Genomic DNA, 23724 nt, shown 5'->3' with positions numbered 1-23724 from the left:
ATGGAGGGAGTGCCTGTCATATATTAGATTTAATGTTACGGCGGCGCTATAGCGCTCTTGGAAGGAATTCTGATGAGCGCAGTTGAAAATATCAAACCCGAAATCTCGAAGACCGAAGCTGTCTCACCGGATCATCCCTCATGGATCATCGACGGTAGTCCTGAGTTTCGACGGGCGACTTTCGCTCTCTTTTTGGCAGGATTTGCGAGCTTTTCGCTCATCTATTGTGTCCAGCCGCTACTGCCGGAGTTTCCGACTGAATTCGGCGTTAATCCGGCGACGGCCTCTCTCGCCCTCTCCCTAACAACAGGCTCGCTAGCCATTTCTATTCTGCTTAGCGGTATGTTTGCACAGCGGACGACGCGCCGAGACCTGATGTTCGTTTCGATGCTGATGGCGGCGCTCTGCAACATTCTTGCGGCCAGCACGGAAAATTGGGAGTGGCTCTTGGCTGCCAGGGCGCTGGAAGGCTTCGTACTCGGCGGGGTACCCGCCGTTGCGATGGCCTATCTGGCTGAGGAAGTGGGGCCGGCAAGTCTTGGCAAGGCTATGGGTCTTTACGTCGGCGGCACGGCATTTGGTGCCATGATCGGCCGTGTCGGCATGGGGTTAGTGTCCGCCTACACATCGTGGCAGGTGGCAATGTACATCCTCGGCACGGCCTGCATTCTAGCCGCGATCGGGTTTCGGATGCTTTTGCCGCCTTCACGAAATTTCAAACCACAATCCATGCCGTTTTCCAAACATCAGGCATTGTGGATGCTGCATCTAAAGAACCCCGAGCTGTTGCGCCTCTTCTTCATCGGCGCGATGCTGACGAGCGTGTTTACGACGGTATTCAATTACTGCGCTTTCAGACTTGCCGCGCCGCCCTACGGTCTGGGCCGCACAGCGATCAGTATGATTTTTCTGACCTTTGCTTTCGGCATCATCGCTTCCTCTTATGGAGGCATGCTGGTGGATCGGTTCGGTCGCCGCAGAATGCTGTTGATCGCATTCCCAGCAATTCTTGCTGGCGTATTGCTGACGTTGGCTTCGAGTGTGATAGCAATCGTGCTCGGCATATCGATCATCACCATCGGGTTCTTTATCGGACACTCGGCTGCAAGCAGTGGCGTCGGCGCCAACGCCGGACTGGCAAAGGGACATGCTTCTGCTCTCTATTTGCTAGCCTACTATGGCGGCGCAAGCATTGCCGGCTGGGCGGGCGGTTGGTTTTGGATTCATGCTGGCTGGACCGGCGTTGTGATGCTGACGGCCGGATGTGCAATCGCTGGTACGCTCGCGTCCACCCCAATGGCCGCGCCAAACAAGCCGCGATGATCCAATTTGTTTGCCTTTACGCCCCGACAGCGCTTTGACCGCGCTTCGCGGATTTTAGGAATGGCGTTTCGCCCGGGAGCGCCGCCTGCCGATTACGAAACTGATCGCATCGGAGAGGAACGCGGCTGCAATGAAGAATATAGCCATCATGTCGCAGGGAGAGTTCCTCGATCCCGACGTTCAGCTCGTTCACGTACGCGCAACCTAAGCCACCCGAGAGGATTTCATGATGATCCGCGAAGCGCGGATCGCCCGTCTCCATCAGCCCGTGGACAGAACTTCAGGTGGGATACGGTGTGCCGCCGATCGCGTTATACTTCCGCCAGCTTGAACAGCAGTGTTGTTACCAGCTTGCTTGGATCAGGTTCAATGGAAGGATTGTTGTCGTGTACCTCGAGCCGGCAAGCAAACATCTCGCCTGCCTCCGTGCTTGATGAGTCCCATTTCAGTCCCTTCTCCTTTGCCCATCCGACAAGCATGGCAGTGGCATCGTAAAGCCCGTCGTATGGACCAGTGTATGTCATGCGGACATATCGTCCTCCGGGTAGTACGCCTTCCACCAGACGGCCCGACAAGGAAACGAACGCATCTGTGGTCATACCCGTTTCAATCTCGAGACGCGGCATATCGATCAGGTTGAACTTGATGAACTCGACACCGTCTGGCCTAACATCAGCTCGAGCAAATGCAGCAAACAGCTCATCGAAAGCTGGGTCGACCTTTTTGGAGAATGGGATCACAACTGGCAGACGGACAGCGACATATCGCTGCGGTTCGCGTTCGACGATTTCCGGGATCGTGAGCATATGTCTCTCCTGTTCTTCCTCTCCAAGACGGATGAACCATGAGCACTCCGACACGCCGGTTGTGGAATTTTTGTCAGACCACGATCGGCAGCGTCTAAAGTCTGCTTCGGGCCGGAGGCAAACGTGGTGTGTTAAGCTCTTGAACCGATACGAACCAGTGACCCTTGTTTTCGAACTACCGCGAAATCATACAATTACCGACGCACCATCTAAATGACTGGACGTGGCGACAACAAAAAAGGCCGGGGCGAAATCGCACCGACCTTCCTCACCGTCGCCTCTTTATCAGTGCCAGCACATCCGTGGTCAAAGCCAGATGGCGACGAAGCATTGCGAGCGGCGAATTCATTCAGCGCTCATCAGCAATGCCGATGGGATCTTCTACGCCACCAATGTGCTCACAAGAAGTCAGCCATCAAGGCTACTGAATTCACCTGACGCGAACCGCACCGCGGTCATCTACAGCCTCAACCGACCAGAGGCATGCGGAAGGTGAAGCGGGTTTCGATCTCATCCGACTTCACGACGATCGTTCCTCCATGAGCTGCGGCGATCTCCGAGGCGATAAACAGGCCAAGACCCAGCCCCTGCATGCTCGGCCGCAGATCGCCGCGCCGGAACGGCTGGAATAGTCTCGCAATCGTTTCTTCCGAAATCGGTTGACCGCCATTAGCGACAGACACTTCCAGTACCCGGCCAGTCACGCCGCCGACAATCCTGACTGGCTCGGTCTCAACGCCGTGGGTGATCGCATTCGACACCAAATTGGAAAACAGCTGGGCAAGCCGCAGCCTGTCGATGGCAAGTGCTCCCGGGAGATCGAGGGAAACAGCAATCTCTCGATCCGGATGGGACATTTGCAGCTCTTCGACAACATGGCGAAGTGTGAGACCAAGATCGTCCTCCGCCAGATCGAGGGTGATGCCTCCGCCCATCCGCGCCCGAGCCAGATCCATGACGTTGTCGACAAGCCCGATCATCCGAGAGATGCTGGCCTTCATCAGTTTCAGGACGAGAGGGCTGCGGGCCGTCCAGCCTTCCTTCAAGAGGCGCGAGGTGCCGGCGTCGATCGCTGCAATCGGATTGCGCAGGTCATGGCCAAGAACCGCAATAAACTGCTCGCGTAACTCGGACAAACCCTTCTCGCGTTCAAGCAATTCTTCCGTCGCCTTCAGGCGCTCGTCTGAATAAAGGTGGTGGCCAATCAGTTCAGCAAACAGTTTGAAAGTGCCGATGACCTGCGGTTTGTTGACCTTCGCCGGATTGGGGTCGATGGCGCAGAGCGTCCCGAAAAATTGGCCATTGGCCAGGATGATCGGCACGGAGATATAGCTGCGCAACCCGTAGATCCGCGGCGTATGGTGGTCGCGGTAGAGCGGCTCTTCGGCGGCATCATCGAAGACAATCGGCTGGCGATGTCCGCGGATTTCGTCGCAGAGCGTGCTTGCGACCGGTAGCTCGTCGCCGGGCTTGAGGCCAAAACCGACATGGTCGAGCGACTGACAGGTGATCCACCGATCGTCGGTGACCTTGGCAACGGCAGCAAAGCCCATTCCCGTCATGCGAAGAACAACATCGAGGATCGTCGGGACCGCGGCGATACCGGCGACGCGCGCGATATCCCTAGAAAAGTCTTCCGCGCTTGCGGCATCGTCCACGACAGACGGCTTCTCGGCGTTGACAACGATTTGGACTGCCTGGGTCTTCTCGATCGCAATGGCAGCCGCGCCCGCGAGCGTTTCCAGCACATCGACTTCCCACTCGGCTGGTGAATACGGCCTTGACCAATAAGCCCCAATGGCGCCAATCGGATTTTCGACACGCACTGGGGCCATCGCAACTGACTTTACGAATGTGCCGGCATAGAGCTCGTGGGGGATCCGGTCGTCTTTGGCGACATCCGGCAACAGCACGGTCTGCCGATGGATCATCGCCCAGCCGCTGATACAGGCAGAAGCAGGAAACTTATTGCCCTTCCACAGCGGCCCAATCGCATCTTCCTCGATGTAGTGGCAGAAATCGCCGTCACGACGGATGATGGCGATGCCGTCGCATCCGATCAGCGACCGCGCGGTCGCGCGCAGCGTTTCCACGACATCTTCGAAACTCTCCGCGCGTCCCATCGCTGCAATCGCCTTGTTCAGGGTCGACAGGGGTGTCGCGACTTTCGAAGTTTCAATTTCGATGGGAGTGATTTCAATGGAAATAGACACGGATTCACTCCTGCTCGGGGCAAGAGCGGATCATCTCCCAGCCGTCCGCGCCCTATCAGTCTGCAAACGATCAAATGATATTAGGGCCATAAGGCTTTAATGTCCATCTTCGCATATTCCCATGCTCAACGGCGTGATCGACGTGAGCCGATCCAAGCCACACGGCTGCTGATTCTCCCGAATTAACTGTCTCCAGTGATCAAGCCTTTCCAAATACCCAGCGCTCCCCATATATCAGCCACCGCTCAACATCAGGATCACAGCCGGCTTTGAACATTCAGTTTCCACCCAGCGGCTGCGCGACGATCTTTGAGGGCTTCGATTGGGCGACGTCTCCGCTGGGATCGCTGTCAGCGTGGCCGCCTGAGCTCAAAACACTGACGAGCGTCATGCTTGGCTCGTTGCAGCCGATGCTGATCGTCTGGGGACCTGAGCAGACCACGCTCTACAATGATGGCTATGCCGCGATGTGCGGCAATCGCCATCCGGCCGCTTTCGGTAAAAGCTTCCAATCCCTCTGGCATGACATTTGGGACCAGGTCGAGCCGATCATCTCGGCGGCCTATGCTGGTCAGGGCACGTCGATGGACGACATCGAGTTCACAATGCACCGCAACGGTTATCCCGAAGAAACCCATTTCGCGTTCTCCTACACGCCGGTACGGGATCCATGGGGATCTGTGCTCGGCATGTTCTGCGCCTGCACTGAAACGACGTCAGAGGTGCGCGCCCGTCGTGTTCAGGATGACCTCAAGGAACGCTTCATGCAGGTCTTCGAACTCAGCCAGGGCGGCATCGCCATGCTGACCGGCAAGGATCACGTGTTCGAATATGCCAATGAAGAATATTACGCGATGATTGGCGTCGGGCGCGAGATCATTGGCAAAACGGTCGCCAACGCCGTGCCCGAAGTGATCCGTCAGGGATTCATCGGGATCCTGGACGGTGTGTTTGCGACTGGTGACCCGTTTGTCGCAAAGAACCTGCCGGTCAAGCTCAACCGAGGACCGGAAGGCGAAGAGCAGAACCGTCTGATCGATCTTGTCTACCAGCCGACGCGCAGCCCCGAAGGCTGCATCACAGGCATTCTCGTCCAGGCCCGCGATGTCACGGCACTGAGGGCGGAAGAAAAGCATCGCGAACTACTCGCCTACGAGCTCGGCCACCGACTGAAAAACCAGCTCGCCATGGTCCAGGCAATCGCCTCGCAGACATTACGATATGCACCCGACATGCAGACCGCGCGCAAGAACCTCAGCGATCGGGTCGCGGTTCTCAGCCGATCGCATGATGCAATCATTGTGGGGGGAACCGGCCATTCGCGGGTTGGCGATTTGGTGAGCCAGATGACCGCCATCCACGACAGCCCCGATTATCCGCGCATCCTCGTGGTCGGCCCGAACATGACCGTGGGGTCTCGACCCGCCCTTTCCCTATCCCTGATCCTGCATGAATTGGCCACCAACGCCGTAAAATACGGTGCGCTTTCCAGTCCGGACGGCCGCGTCACGTTGACCTGGCGCGTTGGCGGCCCCTACCGCGATCGTTTCAAGCTCGAGTGGAAAGAAACTGGAGGCCCACCTGTGTCCAAACCCGAAATGGAAGGCACAGGCACTCGCCTGATCAAGGCCGGCCTCAACGGCACGGCGGACTGTCAGTTGTCGATCGACTACGAAGCCGACGGCCTGAGATTTTCGATTTCGGCCGATCTTGCCGGTTTCCAGAAGGAGCACTGATATGGCCTTGTCGACAAAGGGACCGCTTCTGGTCGTCGAAGATGATGGCCTGATCCGGATGGATCTGGTCGATACTCTGCAGGACGTCGGCTACGCGGTGCTTGAAGCGGCCAATGCCGACGAGGCTTGGGCGATCCTGCTGAAGACGGATGTCTCAGCGCTGATCACCGATATCGATATGCCCGGCTCGATGGATGGGCTGGAACTGGCGCGCCGAGTTTGCGATCGCTGGCCAGATTGCCGGATCATCGTTATTTCCGGGCGATACAATCCAGATCCCGCAAAACTCCCTGCGGATGCCACCTTTCTGACCAAACCGGTGGGTGAAACCGAGTTGTTCAAAGCCTTGGAAGCTCACGGTCTCGCTGCTTGATCAAATATCGGCGCGGGAACCGCCGACGCTTGGGCGAAGACGAGCGCGCCTACGGCACATGTTTTTAAGGTCTTGAGAGGAATCGAACCCTTGTTCCAATCGGGAATGTCCTGTCGAATCTGTCGCTTAGGCATTCCCCAATCTGTCAAATGCCTCGGAATGTTGACATTTTCGGTGTTCAATATTTGACGCCGAAACACAAACGGACAATGCGCCGGTCTAAAGGGTCCCACAATGCCGTCGGCAACCCTTGTCGCAAAGCAAAGGCAAAGAGGTCCATGAAGCCCGAATATCGGAAGCGTCTATCGCGCCAACTATAAGGGCCTTCACGGATCTCGTCGAACATTTGTCTAAGGCCGGATCGGAGAAATACAACGCCAACCAGTTGCACACGGACCTTGGTGTCAAACGGCAAGGTATCGCCGCCTCAACACGAACAAAGATACCAAAGATGAACGAAGACAACTTTTCTTGCGGCACGAAATCGACTCGACTCTCTGATTAGTTGTGCCACCTTTCGCCTTGGGCATTAGGGGGCATACCGTTGAAATCCGTTTGTATTACGCGGCTAAGCGTCGCCGTATCTCTATCGTTCGCACTCATGAGCTGCACAACGACGCCGGCACAGCTGGCGGCAAATCCAAAGCAAGTACCAAAGGTCAATTTATGCAGAACCTATCTGCAAACGCCTGACCCGATGTTCCAGCAGCACTTGGCGGCGGAATTGGCCCAGAGGGGAGTTGCTCCTTTCGAATGCCATGAGATGGTGCAGAAGCAGGACCAAGCGGCGGCCGCCCTTGTGGCGGTGGCGCTGGTTGGTACGGCTGTTGCCGTCTGCGCCAATGGCTGCGCATCCAGCAATACGTATTATCGACCACCACCGACCTATGCCGGAAACTGCTTAAATCCTTGGGACCTAGATGCCCAGGGACACCGCTGTGGCAATCGCGCTGCATCGGTTCGGCCGGGCGGATATGGTGGAGGATATTTTCCGGCTACGCCCGCTGCGTTTCCGGCAACTCCAGCTATTAGCCGACCAGCTCCCTCAATCTCGACCTACCGGACCTACATCAGAGGTCCGCGAGGTGGCTGCTATTACATTAATGGCAATGGCAATAAGACATATGTTGACAGAAGCATGTGCTAACCAATCCCACGATTACACCTAAAAGGAATGGGGATCCGCGCTCTGCGAAATTGACAGGATCGGGCGAAATACGCTCATTACACCTATGGACGCGGGGGCGTCTAATTTAGACAGGGGCAAAACATCTATGCAGAACAAATTCGTCATGCTGGCGCTGGCGCTGGCCGTTAGCGGCTGCGCCAAGAGGCCAGATGCCATCGTACCTGTAGATATCCCAATGCAGGCCTATACCAATGGTTCGTGCGAGACATTGGCTCAGGAAATGATCAAGGAGCGTGAGGCGCTTGCGGCCGTTTCAAAACAGCAAAACGATGCCGCGACCGGTGATGCCTTTGGCGTTTTCCTGATCGGCGTCCCCATGTCCAGCACCTTCGGTGGCGACAAAGAGGGCCAGGTTGCTGTGTCGAAGGGTAAGATCAACGCGATCGAGGCCGCAATGCGAAGCAAGGGTTGCCACGTGCCGCCTCCGCCGACGAAGAAAAAGTAAAAGCGCCAAAAAGCCCCTGGACCTACACTGTTCATTGGCCGGTGGATTATAGGGGGATGCAAGCTGCTTGGGTCACGTTAATGAAAGAATACACAACTTGGGCGGTGTTGCTGGTATGTGTCGCGCTGACAATTGCCAGCATTGCACTCCACGTGATGGACTTTCTAAAATAAAACGCGAAAGCCCCTCGTCCTATGAGGCGCGAGGGGCAATGCATCATCCCATCCATCAATTGTCATTGAGCCACATATAAATTTCTAAAAACGCATTCTCTCTGTCGTTTGGATGCTTCAATTCGCAAGCACGCCTCCATGCAACGGCGATGGCCTCTTTCCTCGTGAGTTCTAGATGCTCAGTCAGAAGAGTAGGTTCTTCGATCCACTCACGGCAGTGCTTGAGTGCTTTTGTGATGTTCACCACGATTGCCTCAAGTTCGCGTGGATCGCGGGGAAAAGAATTTGGTTCGGTGACATTGAGCATTGATAAGGCACCCTCAGTTGTTCAGATCAGCCTTAACGGTACACCTCAATGCAACTTAAGCGATAATTACTCTTGATTAACTTGAATGGTTAAGGTGACTCCGTGATACGTCACCGTGTCCCTGAAATTGTAGGATAGACAATTTGAATAAAATCATATCGGTTTTGTGTTGATGGTCGGTCCCATAATTGTAGCGGAGCCAGCCTTGGCCATTGAGGATGTGTTCAGTTGATAATCGGGCGGCCCGCAAGCTCACATGCATTGCAGACGGCGACACCGGATGGCATCGCGGCGCGAAAAGGCGGATGTTGGACATCGATGCGCCGGAAATATTCTGCGCCTTTAGCGCTTTCGCTCCCAGCGGGGAATCTAGCGCGAAAAACTAATCACGAACGATCCCGTTTTTGGCGATCGTTGCACCCACCGTGCAATCGGCGTGCTTTACTCAGCGCTACACCCAAACTCGCGTTTTCAGCAGGTCACGAAAGAATCAGAACGCTCTGCGCACCTTACTCGTCATAGACTGAGAGGCAGGGGATCAGTGCCTTCGCTTAGAATTGCAAGGTATCGTCGATAGCTGAACACGCGGCCACGCTTGCGGCCGGTTACTTCATCAACGATGCCCAATCGCTCCAGATCTGCGAGTGCAGCGTTAACCGTTGGTGCGGACAGACCTGTGATCTGAACGATCTGGTTCGCCGTGTGAAAAGGGTTCTGCTGGAAAAGCTCGTGAATGCGTAGGGCAGACCCTGCTCTATCGCTCTCAATCGTGATCCGCTCCCGATCTTCCTTGAAAAGATCGACAATCTGAGTGGCAGCCTCAAATGCCTGATTGGCAGTGTCGGCGACGCCGGCTAGGAAAAAGTCCAACCAGGCTTCCCAGTTTCCGTTTTCGCGAACCTCCTGCAGCAACCGATAATATTCTCTCCGATGGGACTTCAGATAGAGGCTGAGGTAGAGTAGCGGCTTTCGCAAAACGCCGTTCATGCACAGATACAGCGTTACGAGCAGCCGGCCGATACGGCCATTGCCGTCAAGAAACGGATGGATCGTTTCGAACTGCACATGCAGCAGGCCGGCTTTGATCAGTGCCGGCAACCGAGATTGCTCATCATGCATGAAGCGTTCGAATGCATCGAGGCAATCGGCCATTTCCGTGACGGGCGGCGGCACGAAGAGTGCGTTACCGGGCCGCGTGCCACCAATCCAGTTTTGCGAGCGGCGGAACTCTCCTGGATCTTTGGTGCCTCCTCGGCCACTGTGCAGGAGCCTGGCGTGCATCTCTCGGATCAGACGCAACGACATGGGCAACGTTTCCAAGCGTTCCAAACCATACATCATCGCGTCAACATAGTTGGAGACTTCACGAATATCGTCAACCGGCTGTCCAGCCTGAGCTTCTGTCTCGAACCGCAAGAGATCGGAAAGCGTCGACTGCGTGCCTTCAATCTGCGAGGAAAGAACAGCCTCCTTTCTCACATACATGTAGAGAAACAGCTCCTGTCGCGGCAGCAGCATTGTGATACCATCCAAGCGTCCCAGAGCGCGCTCTGCCAGGCTGAGACGCTCCAGCAATGAAAGCACATCAATCGCCGGCTCGGGCGGCAATGACGGGGGCACGAATGCCCGCACTGTTTCACTGGCGGCGATCGTCTCGACGAAACGACCCATGCGATGTTTGGATTGGGAATCAGACATGTCCCAGTATCAACGTTGCGCCTTATTTAAACAAGGCGCACTTCATTTAATTAAGCGCCAAGCTTAGATAAGCGCGTTTAATTAACGCCCTGACATTGAGGTTTCTGGCGCAGATCCAGGGTGACTTGCGTAGGGCAGAAATACGATGATCAGGCAGCCTATAAAGTGCCTCGTCCGATAAATCCTTTCTTAAAGCTCGCCTCCTATTCCCGCTCGCCCTCGGCATTAGCGCCGAAAGAAACGGAATAAGCATGACCAAAAAAGACCTTTCATCACGGCATTTTCAGCGAAAGATATCCGAATTCTGCGAACTGCGTATCGCACCGATCACATCCAAACGAGTGCTGGAGAACGTCCGCCCTTATCTCCTAAGCTTGATTATCTACCGGAAATCGCCACCCCTCCTGAATAGCCACATCGACTGGACGACGATTGGTCAGTCCTGTGGGATCGAAACGGAGTTGACGGCGGAACTGAAGAAGCAGCTCCGGCCAGGCCTGGATGCAATTATCCAATGGCTCGGCGCAGCGCCAGCGTCCGAAGAACAGCGGCCGCCAAAGCCGATGGCCCATCAGGTCAAAAAGGCGGCCGCCGGGAAGGCCGCTTGCCCACCTTCCACCAGAAAACCGCAACGCGCGTCAACCGATAGTGCATTTGCGCGGTCTGGGTCCGCACCACGAGGTCCTGCACCGAAGCCGATCAGTCCCTTCCCGGAACCGCTATTCGACGCCACAGAGGATCCGGCAAGCTTTCAGGACGCGCTGGCCTATCATATGCGCCGGTTCGGCGACACCTATTGGCAGCTCTACCGCGCAGTGATTCATCTGAATGAGACCTTCGACAACAAGACGCTTCTGTCCTGGATACAGGGCGAGCGAGTGCCCCGATCTGTTGCCAGCTTCGACATCCTCCGCAGGATTGAGCGGCGCTACCGACTTCCGGAGGGATATTTCAAAGAGAAGCTGCCGCATCAGGCGCGCTCCCTTTACGGTCACGAACTCGGTGATATCACCCCGGCAGAACGGCGCAGGATCTCACTGCATCTTCCGGATGATTTCAGCAGTCTGCCCTTCACCAAGCGCGAAGAGATCCTCGATTGGGTGCGCCGGGTGATCATCTCCGGATCGACAGAATATCGTCGATACCAAGCGGCGGCCAGCAAGCAACGTTATGCCATCCGCTTTCCCGGTGTCACTTATGGCGGAAGCGCACTATCGGCCAGATCCTTGGTATCAGCGGTCAGCGCCAATCAGAATGTCGTGGCCGAGTTTGATGATCCTGATCTGCTCTCCGGCGTCGTCGACGCGCCGCCGCGGCTTGCCATGGAGATGGCAGATCTCATTCGTTTCAAAACCTCGACACTGACCGCGATTGGATTTCAGCGAAATGGCGTTTGGGGAGAAGAAACGGCTTCTCAAAAAATTGAGCACCTTGGTCTGATGTTCGGCGCACTGGCCGCGTCACCGAATAGCGCCGTGAAAGGCTACGGCGTTCCACTTAGCCGCTTGAGCTTTGGCCTTCTCATCTTCCCCGGTGTTTGGGACTGGTATCTGCAGTGGCGGGAACAACGCCGTGGCTTCTATACAAAATGGGAAGAAGACATGCTGATGGTTGCTCAGGCCCTTTCGCGTGCTGATGTCGGCTGGATTCGACAGCACCCGGAGTTGCTCCATAATGTCAGGCCTATTGCAGGCTTGATTGAGCAGGAAGAAATCGACTTCGCAGCTCGCGACTGGCATGGCGCTTGTGACGCATTTCATCGGCACGCAGCCAACCGATCGAAGGAAATCCAGCGCGTCATGCGCGTCCATCGTGACCCGTTCGAGCCAATCATGTGCGTTCTTGAGGCAGAAAGCCCATTGGCGGAATATCGTAAGATCACGGACGAGATTCTTGCACGCATGCCGGATGAGCACAGATATCCGCGGCCGGCGGCAGAGGCCGTCAGGTCATTTTTGTTACTCAGGATTGGCCTGCACCTCGGGCTACGGCAGAAGAACCTTCGCCAACTGCGTGTCTGCCCGCGCGGACATTATCCAACGTCGGAACGCCGGCTTGCTGATATGAAATGCGGCGAGCTGCGCTGGAGTGATCGCGATCATGGTTGGGAGGTCCTAATCCCTTCGGTCGCGTTCAAAAACTCCGGCTCCTCGTTCTTCGGCCAAAAGCCGTTTCGGCTGATCCTGCCGGACCTGCTCGATCTCTATAAATATCTGGATGCTTACATAGATAGGCACCGCGGTGCTCTGCTTGGTGGCGCCAAAGACCCTGGAACACTCTTCGTGAAAACTGTGAAGACGACCAGCATCGATGCGGCCTACAACTCCACCACATTCTACGAGGCTTGGCGGACTGTGATCCAGCGTTACGGCATCTACAATCCCTACACGGGGCGAGGTGCAATCAAGGGCTTACTGCCGCATGGACCGCATAACCTGCGGGACATTCTCGCGACGCATATTCTGAAACAGACCGGATCCTACGAACAGGCAAGCTACGCCATTCAGGATACACCTGATGTCGTGCAGCAGCACTACGGTCGCTTCCTACCACAAGACAAGGCGGCTCTCGCTGCCAAAATCCTCAATCAGGTCTGGGAAGCTGCGTAACATCGAATGAGGTGCCGGCTCGGACACGCAAACTATGTTGCGACTGAGCCGAGCGTCCTCGTTTCGCTCTTGAAGGGAGTCGAACCGATGACTCACAGTCTGAAACACAACTCATTGAAAAATCTGAGAATTTGTCACAAATCCTACAAGGAGGTTCGGCGACATGGTGCTATCGACTATAAAGCGCCATCGTGGAGCGTAACGAGTCCACCTCCAGCCTGCTTCATTACCCAGTTAGGGCGAGCTAAAGCGTCCGAAACGGCTTTCGGGTAGTTGGCGACATGCTCTACTCCATAAGCTCGAACTTTAAGCCGGGTAATTCGTTGTTTGTTTTGAGCACAGTTATTTGATTGGTGGCAAGGAGCTAAAAATGAGGAAGATCGATCTAAGAGACCCGAATTCCAGCACTCTTGCGAACGACTTGTTTTTCCTCTCGATGGAACTCGACAACCTTCCTGAGGACGGTCAAAAGCACCGTCTCCAGATGCGGCTGGAAAAGCTCACACGTTCTATAGACCGCACGGTACGGCGGCTGGAGAGCACTTCCGTCAAAGTTGACCTTGCCAAATCACCGCCTGGAGTTGCTCTGTAATCAAGAGGCTGCGGCATTTTTGAAAATCTCGAGGTTTTCGACGATACATTTGAATACCTCCGTCGCAACAGTGGACGCGGCCTCCTGGGCTTTGTCGTCCTTCGAAGCTTTTCCGAAGTCGGCGACACCCTTGACACCCACTACCGAAGGTCGCTTGCCTGAGACCTTATCCACCGCAGTATAGAGCCCAAACAACTCCATATCCAAACCAATGGCGTTCGTATGCCGAGCGAGGATCTGCTGGACCGTACTCTCGTCCGCTATAACGCTTGAGCCGGATACGATCGCCGCGTACTTGACGTCAGGAATGTCGCGAACCAGAGCCTCTTCAGCATCCGCGTTAAAGTGATCGCGCACCTTCTTATAAAAGGTCTGCTTCGACATGCGCATGAGGGCCGGCGTAATGGTGCGTTCCGACTGTTCGATAATCTTCTCGACGTCGTCTCTGATCAGTTCGTTGACCACCCTGGTCTTCGCCCGGTTCTGAAAGTCAATATGTTCCTTTGCCCGGTCAACGTACTTGCCTTCTTCCCAACATGTCACCTCGCGAGCGACAATAACGTCCATGATTTTGCGCTCGCTTACGCATGGCTTGGTGTTAAAGCCGCAGCACATACCAATCATCGCAAGTAGCTTAGGGCGGAAAACATTGATGGCTTGGCTGGCGACTGCCGCTGTGGGAGCCATTCCCATCTCGTTGACACAGCAAAGGATGGCGGTCAGCACACGACCGTCGCGCATCTCGATTTCGCCCGTTGTTATCTGGCCCTTCCAGAGTGGATGGACCTCGTCCTTCCAGTTCTTGAAGAGCTTCTTGCGTATTGGCAAAAATTCGTTCTCGTGTCGCGCAGCTATCACAAAGACGTCCACGCCGAAGTTCTCGGCTTGGAAACGCATGCTCGCGTTCTGCGACTGCATCAAATAGATTATCTTCGAGACAATTTTATCTGCCCACTGATTATGTTGGGCGGAGTAGAATTCCAGCGACAATAGATGCTGGTCGAAATAGGCGCGCTCCTGATCTGCGACCGTTTCATAAGCGGTGAGGCCGATGATGTGCATCGGCGGAATCAGCCCTGTGCCATTGGTCACCTGCCTTATTATCGACCGGGATGAATCTTGGCTCGGCGTTCCGTCTGCCGCGGGTAGCAAAAGGTCGAGAATAACGACATCGTAGTACGACTCCTGGAGAGTCAGTAGCGCCTGCTCATAAGTTGCCGCCTCCTTAATCTGAACACTATAGTCTTTAAGGCCTTCACCCACCAGCTCGGCAACTCGGGAACGCTTTGATTTTTCATCATCAATGATAAGAATTCGCATATTCATCTCTTTAGAGCGGCAGTGATTTGTTTTTGAAGCTCTGTTTTCCAACTTTCTTCAGACAGGTCGACTTCAACTGTCGTTCGATAGTTTTCGGGGAAAAGATCGCGGAGGAGCTGATCTAGTTCAGCTATTGAGTTTATGTCCGGGACCTCGATGTTCGAGAACGACGTGTGCTGCGTTGCCACAATAACCGGCGTGTCGATCCGTCGACGTGCCATAAACTGCAATATCTCGATGCCCGCTAGCGCTTCCTTCGCGCTGTCGTTCCCGGCCTCCGGCGTGACCTGGAAGGTCATATCCAGGATGATCAAATCCCAAGGCTTCAACTCGATTGATTTGTAGGCTTGGCGGACGGTGGAGACGCCGAGAACTTCAGCGTTCAGAAGGGTGACGACGGTTTTCTCGATTTCCGTCCTCTTGGTTTGGTTGTCTTCTACGATGAGAACATTGCACTTCATTTCAGGATACTCGTGGTCGTTGGCATGGTCAGCTCAACGACAAACAGCTTGTTTTTCTCGGACGGGGGCGGAATATTAATCTTCAACTCGGACTTGAATGCTTTTGAAAAGGCGGACCTGATCTTCTGGAAACCCGACTGTTTATCCTGCCGGACCTCTGCACCCACTCGCTTATGCGCGAGCGTCACGGTGCTCCGGTAATTGGTGACGACCTCATCGATTTTCTTGGGTGATACGCCGTTCTCAACACGTACAAAAATATGGTCCGGCTCGATGCGGAATCGAATATCGATCGCCGTGCGAAGCTCGTCCCCGCTGTGACTGAACGCGTTGGACAGCAAGTTGTGGACTATACTCTCAAACAGCTCCAGATATCTGCCGTCAATCGTGAACCTCTCTGAAACGGTTCCGTCAGGCAAGACTGCAGTTGCTTCCAATTTCACTTTAAGTTTGCCGAACGCGCTGAGGTGTGTCGACAAGAGCTCGAGATTGACAACTTCACGTATAAGAAACGCCGGATTTTCCTGCGAGTGATCGACCATCCCAATCCACTGTCGGACCTCATCGAATGCCTCGTGAAGGTTGGAATCGAGGCTATCTAGGAAACTGCTTGTCGACGCCGTGCTAGTTTTCTTGCAGCTTCTGCGAAGAAGCTTCATTTCCGCGAAGATGTTCCTTCTTATATCTTCTGAAAGCCTTTTACTGGCATCTTTCAGCGCCGACCGGGTTCGCCTCTGAGCCGAGCTAGAGATAAGGGTTTCAGGCCGCCTTCCGCCCTTGCGCGGCGGCGATTGCAAGTATGTGGTCAAGGCGTTGGAAATTTCCTCAAACAGCGCACGATCGAGCTCCCCGCCGTGCTTTACCGTAAGATCCCCGTCGACAAATGTCTTGATGATGTCAGCAACTACCTCGCGGTATTTGAGGATGCGGTCTGCATCCTTTCCCAAAACTTGGGTAAGCTGCTGCTCTTCCCAAACCGACAGACCGCGGCGTCGTGTGATCGTTTGAAGGGCGTCGTCGAACGCGCGGAGAAACCTCGGGACTACAATTCCGTGACGTAGATTATCGCTGAGCGCATGATCGACGCTCGAAGGGCCGTCATAAAGAACGTAATCTGTGATCTTCCGGGCTAAGAATTGCGCGAGACGAGGCACCGCTTCCTGCTGGGCTATCTGGTCGGAAATAGTAGCGTCGACAAGACCGTGAGCTGCTGTCTGTTCCAATAGCTGCCCAGTCGCCTTTTTGACCGCGGGCCACGGGATGCGCACGCGCCCTCCCCGCATTCGGTTCTGGAAATAGTCAAATCGCAATTGGCCGACTTCAGCATCGATCTCCTTGTTCACATGTTCGGGCGAAAGAAGCCGGCGTGACTCCGCGGCCTTCAACGCCGTCATCCGGAGCATACTCGTGTATGCATTGTCGTTGATACCGGTGAACCAGTTTCCCTTGGTAGTAAGCGCCGCGGCCAGCCTCTCCACAATCGGCCGTGCCAGCACAGCTGCGGCCATCGGCTTGGCAGCTAATGGAGGCAGAGATTTTATGCTATTCAACAAGCGACTCAAGTCATGTCGCTGAGCCGGCACCGTGCCGAGCAAGATCGTCAGGTCACCGATCAAAGCACCTCTGCCCATCCCCAGTGATGCTCGTGGATGGAGCGATTTTACGTCCGGGTCGTTTAAAAGCATTGTTACGAAGGCAGATTGCGCGGTGACGTCGCGATGGCGGCGGATAGCAACCACGATCCGCGACCAATCTAGGAACTTGATCAGGCCGCGATCAAAGCAATAGATTTCGACGATCGTGTCGAGCAGTTCATTGACGCGGCTGTTGTCCAGAGCGAAGCGAAGGCGAGCGAAAAGCCGAGCTTGTCTATGTAACCTCGGTAGAGGTCGTCTAGGACGCAGGCGCGGCGCACTTGCTCTCCCTCGCATTACCGCGATGCTATTTGCCAGCTCTTCGCGTCTTGGTCGATCAAGTATGCGTGCAAGATTGGCGTCAAAAAACTCTTCCTCGTCTGGTCGCGGTCGCGCCATCCGCGCAAGAACGATGGCGTCGAAGGCGTCCTGCAGATGCCAGTCGAATGCCAGCTCGCGCATCGAGGACAATTGGCTTTTCGTCGGCGCCAAGCACGGATCAAGCATGAAGAGGAATGCAGAGGCCAAATCCGGGCCAAGCACTTCGAGAGTCTGTCGCTTGAACCGAACGAATAGGCTGCTGCCACGTTCCGCAAAGCCGCGAATCAGAGGTTCGTTTGAAGTCAGTCCCTGACCGAAACCGATAGACGCAAGGAAGGTCGAGATGAATTCCTTAGAGCACGCCATCGCCATTTGCTGAACATCTGCCGGTAGCCGATCATCCAAAAATCGGGCTAGCGTTTCGACGACGATGGAAAACTCATCGTCCGGCAAGCCTTCCAACTGGCTAACCGGAATTGATTTATCTGCAGTCGACCAGAGACCCATGGCGAGCGCCGAGACCAATCCGATATCATCCGGGTCAGCCACACTCTTCAGGATAATCTCTTGAAGACGGAAACTATGGGCGTTGATGGCAGCGGAAACCGGGATGTAGCGGCGATCGCGGCGGTATAAGAACGCACGAAGATCTGTCGACGAATTGGCAATCAACTCGACAGGATGTTCGACATTGACAACAGGCCTCAACTTTCGAAACAATGACTCTGCTGTCTCTAATCGAGCTTTGAAACCAGCTTCTAAACGGGTCTTATAATCTCGCAGCCAAGTCGGAGTTTCTATAGGACTCATCGCAGCCGAAGCTAAATTTCCCACCATATTGTCCAGCACTCCCCCAGCCCCGAGAAGCCAAATTGTCTCAGCTGGAATGCAAGATTCGTCAAGTTGAATCTTCGCATGCAATACCACTAGTAATCTTGCAATTGAAATGGGGGGACCAGGATTGGCCGTCCGTGGACGGCCTCGTCAATGTTCTGGGCATGCGAGAACATCAAGAGGCGCGCTTAAGAATCTCCGCGTAGGACGCGTCTAGTTCGACCTCGAGGCTACCGCCAAATTGACGGTAGTCTGCCGGCCCGCCATCGACGCCGGAAAATGATGCGAACCAACCGCATTCCTCTCCGACATAAACCAGACCGTGCGGCCAGTCGCAGAATTGGTTTCCCGTCAGATCTATCACAAGCTTGCCCTGCTTCAGCCATACGTGGGTCTCGTGCCCTCGCCTGCCTGATATCGAGCGGAAATCTCCGTAGCCCCGTCCCCGAAGATACCGAGCAAGCAGGAGAGATGTGTCGTCGCATGAGCCTCGAGGGAAGTCGCGCAAACTAACGATAAGCCTGGATCGGTCCATAGCCTGGATAGCTTCGCGGAACCGAGTGCAATCAGTGACCAGATCATCCATTGATATTGACCTTGATGCCTCCGGGGCCCAAAAGAGCAGCCGCCGCCGCATGAAATCTCCGGCCAATGCTACTCATACGGCAGTTCTCCGAACAGTCCGATCATGAGATCACTGTTCAATACCTTGAACGGTATTTCGACGTACTGGCTCGGATGTCTGGGCTTTGAAGGACCGTCTCCGGGCGCGTTGCGCGTGTGTCCTTTTACGCGCTCGCCATTGTCCTTAATAAAGGGAAGGATGACCAACCGCCCGTGATTGGCGGAAACGATCGTACCTTGTGTCCAGAGTGTCGTACACTCTTCTGATTTCCCGCTGTCTGTCGACTTGACCTGCCACCCTAGATGTCCGTCGGTCTCGTACCAGAACACGACCCCATTGCAGACCAGGGCGCGTTCACCACGTGCCAATGCCTCATCTAGCAACCTTTGAACACTCGCCAGCTGCAACAACTGGTTCGCGCGCGGAAGCAATACCTGTCGGATCCTGGCTTTCACCTCTCCCCAGTGTTCAGTCGGGTTGAGATCAAACCCGGATGCGATCTTCGAGCGCTCGATTAGCTTAGCACCTCGCTTGTTCAGATTGCCTTTAGCCACCAAATCCCAAACTTCAACGTACGATTTGGCCATAGCCGTGCGCTCGTGAAGGTCTCCGACGCGTACGCCGGTGACGTAAGGAAACTCGGCCAATGCATGCGCGAGGGCCTCCCTAAATGGCTCTGCCTTTGCTGTTAACTTCAGCTCCGACGCGTGCGGGACCGGCACTGATGCCTTACGACGTCGGGCTTCCGCGAGCATCAGCGCCTCCTCGGACTGCAGTCTTTCCTTCGCTTGAAGAGATTTTGAAGCCTTGAGCTGAAACGAGCGCCGGGTTTCCTCGTCGATGGGGCTCATCTCCAGTTCGGCCGCATAACGAGCATTCAACTCGAGTCGGGCAGCGAGGGCTGCATCGGCCTCTTTGTACCAGTCCATCTTGATGCCACCCCCCGGACCGGGTATCTGACGATCACGCCAGTTCGGATTGCCAGTCTTGTCAACCGCAAGCTCTTGCATTTGCCATATACCAGTCAGTGGCTCGTAGCTGGGCCAGATGGCCAAGATGGTATCGAAATCCCTCTGCCTATCACCCCAACCCATGTCCCACCTGCCCTTTCGCGGCCATAACTAATACCAGCCCGCTTTCGAATCACACTAGAAACGGCGCCAAAATGAAAATGCCTCGCCCCTGTCACCCGTGCGCGCACCTGACGAACTCATCGACCTCGTCAGCTAAGAAAATATGCTTGATAAGCTGGCCATTGGACTCGGCATGCGCTCGAGCGAAGTTCGGTAGCTCCGCCTTAGCCCGGACGACGTTGTCGAGGTCCATGTGTCGCTCGCGCTCGTCCATATCCACCCTGATGACGTTTGGCTTGCCGACCAGGAGAAATGCCTGACCTAAGGCGTTCTTGGATTGTGCGCGCGCCGCAAGCCGGAAAAGCAAAGGGACCTGCATCGAAACACCCCAATCGATCTTGCCTCCTGTTAGATGGCGCTTGGCGAGGTCGACCGTTTCGTCTCCGGTGCCGATGGAAAGGATGCGGATATTTTCTCTCGGCACGTCATAGCAAGCGAGGACATCTACTAGCGCCTGCATAATCGGGTTGTTTGCCCAGATGCCCCCATCCAGCATTTGGTAGCCATGGTTCTCGACCGCCGCAAAGTACGAAGGGGCTGCGGCCGTATGCTGCGCGATATCGACGAGCGTCTTGTGGCGATCCTTCTGATAGTCGGGATGATGAGGCGTTTTGTACAGAAAAGGTTCGCCGTACTCGCCCTCGAATGATGGGACGACGACTCGTGTCTTTGCATTGTCTAGTACTTCATGGCCGAAAACCCTTAGTAGCTCGCGCTGCAATAACGAACGGTCATACTTCGATGCCCGCAGTGAGCGGAGCCACTTCCACAGACCCGTAAGTGTTTTTGGCCCCGGAAATATGAACTCGCCGCGGTCCGTGTAAATCTCCGAGATTTCGCTGGCGGTCTTCCCGGTTGCCAAGCCAAGGGCGATGATGCCGCCGGTCGAGGTGCCGGCGACCATGTCGAAATACTTGGCGATCGAAGTACCGCCCAGAAATCTGCGCTCGATCTCCGCTAAATAGGCCGCCGGAAACAGGCCGCGGATCCCGCCGCCATCGATTGTCAGGATGCGAAACAACCGGTCCCTCGGCCAAGGGAGCTTTACGCGGGTGTGCTCGATCGTGCCATCAGAGCGCCGAGGAGGAACATAGCTCATCGCGAATCCTCAAGATCAAACCTCATCCCGATTTCGCCGGTGACGTGGCGGCCACCGCCGTGCCAGACTCCGGTTAGGAGCCAACCCTCGTAGCAGACCAACCAATCCAGCGTCCAAGGAACAATCTTTTTTGAGATTGACATCCAGCCACTCCACTCACGTCCACGCGGATCGAAAAGGCATAGATACGGATCATTCTCGCGATCGTAGACATGTGGAAGACTGCCTTCTGGATTACCAGGCAACCTTGTCAACGACGGAGATACCACCCGAACCTTTGGCCCCATTATTACCCGTTCCATCGAATACTCGATTTCGATCGTGTAGCGATTTATCCCGGGCCGTACCTCCCCACGCCAAATCACACGCTGGCGCCCTGGTTCGAACAAGACAGTACGGAACTTCGCCCAATCTCGCCGAAGTTCCGCGTCCTGTTCGCGGATAGACAAAGGAAGCAGGACGCTCATGGAGCGTCTCCGAAAAACGTGTGTGACGATGATCTAATGATGGGTGACGTCTTTGCAACCGCAGGAGCGGCGAGCGCGGCAACGCCGGCAAAAACCCCACCAGCTGGGGTGTAAAGCTGCGTTGCGGACCGGATTGCCGAACCGTTGCTGGCAGCCATGCGATCGATGACGGATGTCACCACACGCCCGCCGAACATTTCCCGAAGCCAATCAGGTATTTTGGTCAGATCCGCCTTGCCGGCGCGCAAGACCTCAAGCCCCTGAACCAGTTCACGAAGGTCGTTTGCAAAAAGGTTCTGCTGTTGAACGTTTTCGGGCCAACGGTCAGTAAAGACGTCCTTATCATACTCTGGATTCGCTACGTGCAGCTTCCGACCTCGCGCGCTGGCGTACGCGGTATCAGCGATTATCGCGTTGCAAACGCCGACCAGTGCCTCTGTGAGAGTTTTACCAGGACGCGACGTTTTGGCCGCATAGTATGCAAGCATCACCGACGGCGGCATTCGGCCGGCGCGACGCGGATCGTCATAGCGAATGTTACGGTAGCGCTTGACGAGCTGCAGAGCGAGTGTTGCCATGCTCTTGACGCCGAAATGCGTCTGGTCCGGAACGTCATCGACCTCGGCATCCGCGGCGAACCCTTTGGCATCCAGCCAGCGCTGCCGGAAGGCATCCCGCACAACCGTCTCGTTGGGAGTGTTGCGCTTGTACCATTCGACAAACGCGTAAGCGTTGGTCGGAACGCGACAGTCGTCGGCACCATGTTGCGGACCCTTCGCATGCATGATGTGGCTTTGTCGATCGGGGAAACCGTAATCGCGGACAACGGGGCTAATGTCGAGATGCATGTTGTCCGCATAGTGCAGTGTGACGCAGCGAGTCTGGCGCGTCACCTTAAGGCCGCGGTATCCCGTCAGCCCACGTTCCAGAGTGAGCAGAACGTCAAGCGGGGACATGGTCCGAAACCTGCCACCAACCTGCACGATGATATCAATGTCGTATTCATTGTCAGTGCCGCGGGTCGAAATAGTGGCATCGATCGCCATGGAGCCCTGCGGGTAAAAATGCTCGATGTCGCCAAAAAACGAAGCGGTGGCTTCGAGGTGCTTTCTGACCGCTTCGTAGCGGCCGACCGCGGTTGCATGAAGCGACGGCGGAAGCTGAATAGAAAACGCGATCTCCGCAAGAATGCGGTCGACCGGATCAAGGAACGGGTTGATACCAGCGGGAATACTCATGTTCATCGAAACACTCCATGCGTACAAGGCTCGCAGCCTCCCAGTTTCTAATCATTGACGTCCTCCCCGTCGGTTGCGTGTGCTGCGGGATAAGGTCGGTTGGTTGACCTCAGTCCATCACACGCATTAAGATGCGTATCGCGCGCCCATTCGTCAAGAAATACGACGGATAAAATGACAATAAGACCATAAAATGTGAGAATGCCTGTGGAAAATCCGGATGACGCACCCCAAAGGTGGCCTCTTCGCAAGCGTCTGGAGTTCATCGACTTCCGACTTTTCTGGAACCGGCGCGTGAATCGGGGTGATATTCGCGACACCTTTGACATTTCTGTACAGCAAGCATCGTCAGATCTGGCTCAGTACGAACGGCTCGCACCGCAGAACATGGAATATGATCGCGGGCTCAAAACCTATGTCAGAACCTCGTCGTACAAACCGGCTTTGATCGAGCAAAGCTCCGAAAGGTTCCTGCTCCAGCTCGTGGCGATCGACAACGGTTGGATGCAGCGTGATGAAACTTGGTTCGATTTCGACGAAGTTCCTCCGCTTGACGTCACGACGATCAAGAGAACGCCGACGAGTTCACGGGTGCTTCTCGGCGTTTTGGACGCAATCCGTGATAAAACCCTGATCACGATAGATTATCGGTCACTTACCGAAAGTGCCGATGCTCCACGAACGATCGCGCCGCATGCAATCTTCTACAACTCAAGCCGTTGGTATGCTCGCGCCTACTCCGTAGAGCACGAAGAGTTCAGGGACTACAACCTGAACCGCATTGCCGACTTCCGCAGGGCTGGGCTAACTCCGGTAGACGTGGACTTGGATTACGGCTGGTCACATACACTGGACCTCGAAATCGGCCCTAACCCGGAGCTTCCCCCGATTCAGCAGGACGGCGTAGCTGTCGAATATGGTATGGCAGATAACAAGCTAGTTTGCCCAGTTCGGCTAAGCATGGCTTTCTATCTTATGTCCGAGCACAATCTGGACGTTGAACCAGGGAAACTCCATCCTTCCAAGCAGCAGCTAGTGCTCTTGAATCGCGAGATCGTGGACCAGACAATGAAGGCGACGCGTCTTCTCTCAAAGCAGGCAATCAAACGGGCACTCGGCAAATGAGCC

The 23724-nt window shown here is 55.3% G+C and carries 18 protein-coding genes; 7 read left to right on the top strand and 11 right to left on the bottom strand.

Annotated features, from left to right (window positions below; all coding sequences use genetic code 11):
* Positions 1 to 72: 72 nt before the first annotated feature.
* A complete protein-coding gene (locus ACRQ1B_RS15810; RefSeq protein WP_432294716.1) occupies positions 73 to 1323 on the top strand; it encodes an MFS transporter in 1251 nt (416 codons plus the stop codon).
* 311 nt (positions 1324 to 1634) lie between these two features.
* Here ACRQ1B_RS15810 and ACRQ1B_RS15805 read toward each other — a convergent pair whose 3' ends face one another.
* Both ACRQ1B_RS15805 and ACRQ1B_RS15800 read right to left on the bottom strand, forming a co-directional pair.
* Positions 1635 to 2129 (bottom strand): GyrI-like domain-containing protein, encoded by a 495-nt coding sequence (locus ACRQ1B_RS15805; protein WP_432294715.1) that lies wholly within the window; start codon positions 2127 to 2129, stop codon positions 1635 to 1637.
* 467 nt (positions 2130 to 2596) lie between these two features.
* Entirely contained in the window at positions 2597 to 4342 is a 1746-nt protein-coding gene (locus ACRQ1B_RS15800; protein ID WP_432294714.1) for a GAF domain-containing sensor histidine kinase, read from the bottom strand.
* 269 nt (positions 4343 to 4611) lie between these two features.
* Between ACRQ1B_RS15800 and ACRQ1B_RS15795 the strand changes: the two genes are divergently transcribed.
* From ACRQ1B_RS15795 to ACRQ1B_RS15785, 3 genes are all read left to right on the top strand, one after another.
* The gene (locus ACRQ1B_RS15795) at positions 4612 to 6078 is read left to right on the top strand and encodes a PAS domain-containing sensor histidine kinase (protein ID WP_432294713.1); all 1467 of its coding nucleotides are present in this window, start codon (positions 4612 to 4614) and stop codon (positions 6076 to 6078) included.
* Position 6079: 1 nt separating this feature from the next.
* On the top strand, positions 6080 to 6451 hold the full coding sequence (locus ACRQ1B_RS15790; protein WP_432294712.1) for a response regulator: 372 nt from the start codon (positions 6080 to 6082) through the stop codon (positions 6449 to 6451).
* A gap of 1292 nt (positions 6452 to 7743) precedes the next feature.
* Positions 7744 to 8085, top strand: coding sequence for a hypothetical protein (locus ACRQ1B_RS15785; protein ID WP_432294710.1), 342 nt, complete (start codon positions 7744 to 7746; stop codon positions 8083 to 8085).
* 228 nt (positions 8086 to 8313) lie between these two features.
* Here the strand turns inward: ACRQ1B_RS15785 and ACRQ1B_RS15780 are convergent, their stop codons facing one another.
* Together ACRQ1B_RS15780 and ACRQ1B_RS15775 are read right to left on the bottom strand one after the other, a co-directional pair.
* Positions 8314 to 8565: a hypothetical protein gene (locus tag ACRQ1B_RS15780; protein ID WP_432294709.1), complete on the bottom strand. Its 252-nt coding sequence runs from the start codon at positions 8563 to 8565 to the stop codon at positions 8314 to 8316.
* 516 nt (positions 8566 to 9081) lie between these two features.
* Positions 9082 to 10263 carry a Fic family protein gene (locus ACRQ1B_RS15775; RefSeq protein ID WP_432294707.1) on the bottom strand — a complete coding sequence of 394 codons (1182 nt, stop codon included), beginning with the start codon at positions 10261 to 10263 and terminating at the stop codon, positions 9082 to 9084.
* 251 nt (positions 10264 to 10514) lie between these two features.
* On the opposite strand from ACRQ1B_RS15775, the gene ACRQ1B_RS15770 reads away from it, so the two are divergent.
* Entirely contained in the window at positions 10515 to 12872 is a 2358-nt protein-coding gene (locus tag ACRQ1B_RS15770) for a hypothetical protein (protein WP_432294706.1), read from the top strand.
* A gap of 370 nt (positions 12873 to 13242) precedes the next feature.
* Positions 13243 to 13464, top strand: coding sequence for a hypothetical protein (locus tag ACRQ1B_RS15765; protein ID WP_432294704.1), 222 nt, complete (start codon positions 13243 to 13245; stop codon positions 13462 to 13464).
* Here the strand turns inward: ACRQ1B_RS15765 and ACRQ1B_RS15760 are convergent, their stop codons facing one another.
* The 7 genes from ACRQ1B_RS15760 to ACRQ1B_RS15735 all read right to left on the bottom strand — a co-directional run bounded on the left by ACRQ1B_RS15760 (position 13465) and on the right by ACRQ1B_RS15735 (position 22602).
* Entirely contained in the window at positions 13465 to 14784 is a 1320-nt protein-coding gene (locus tag ACRQ1B_RS15760) for a response regulator (RefSeq protein WP_432294702.1), read from the bottom strand. It abuts the gene before it with no gap.
* Positions 14785 to 14786: 2 nt separating this feature from the next.
* Positions 14787 to 15245, bottom strand: coding sequence for a DNA-binding transcriptional response regulator (locus ACRQ1B_RS15755; RefSeq protein ID WP_432294701.1), 459 nt, complete (start codon positions 15243 to 15245; stop codon positions 14787 to 14789).
* A complete protein-coding gene (locus tag ACRQ1B_RS15750; RefSeq protein WP_432294700.1) occupies positions 15242 to 18049 on the bottom strand; it encodes a histidine kinase in 2808 nt (935 codons plus the stop codon). The genes ACRQ1B_RS15755 and ACRQ1B_RS15750 overlap by 4 nt, the downstream gene beginning before the upstream one ends.
* A 639-nt stretch (positions 18050 to 18688) precedes the next feature.
* On the bottom strand, positions 18689 to 19714 hold the full coding sequence (locus tag ACRQ1B_RS15745) for a hypothetical protein (RefSeq protein ID WP_432294699.1): 1026 nt from the start codon (positions 19712 to 19714) through the stop codon (positions 18689 to 18691).
* A 130-nt stretch (positions 19715 to 19844) separates the two neighbouring features.
* A complete protein-coding gene (locus ACRQ1B_RS15740) occupies positions 19845 to 20891 on the bottom strand; it encodes a CBASS cGAMP-activated phospholipase (protein WP_432294698.1) in 1047 nt (348 codons plus the stop codon).
* Entirely contained in the window at positions 20888 to 21358 is a 471-nt protein-coding gene (locus tag ACRQ1B_RS29220) for a type II CBASS E2 protein (RefSeq protein WP_489753106.1), read from the bottom strand. The genes ACRQ1B_RS15740 and ACRQ1B_RS29220 overlap by 4 nt, the downstream gene beginning before the upstream one ends.
* On the bottom strand, positions 21355 to 22602 hold the full coding sequence (locus tag ACRQ1B_RS15735; protein WP_432294697.1) for a nucleotidyltransferase domain-containing protein: 1248 nt from the start codon (positions 22600 to 22602) through the stop codon (positions 21355 to 21357). The genes ACRQ1B_RS29220 and ACRQ1B_RS15735 overlap by 4 nt, the downstream gene beginning before the upstream one ends.
* Before the next feature lie 195 nt (positions 22603 to 22797).
* On the opposite strand from ACRQ1B_RS15735, the gene ACRQ1B_RS15730 reads away from it, so the two are divergent.
* On the top strand, positions 22798 to 23721 hold the full coding sequence (locus ACRQ1B_RS15730) for a BrxR family helix-turn-helix transcriptional regulator (RefSeq protein WP_432294696.1): 924 nt from the start codon (positions 22798 to 22800) through the stop codon (positions 23719 to 23721).
* Positions 23722 to 23724 lie beyond the last annotated feature (3 nt).

The sequence above is a fragment of the Endobacterium panacihumi genome (genome assembly GCF_050847465.1).
GTDB lineage: Bacteria > Pseudomonadota > Alphaproteobacteria > Rhizobiales > Rhizobiaceae > Neorhizobium > Neorhizobium panacihumi.
The sequence above is the reverse complement of the archived record's forward strand: the minus strand, read 5'-3'. Positions and strand labels throughout refer to the sequence as shown.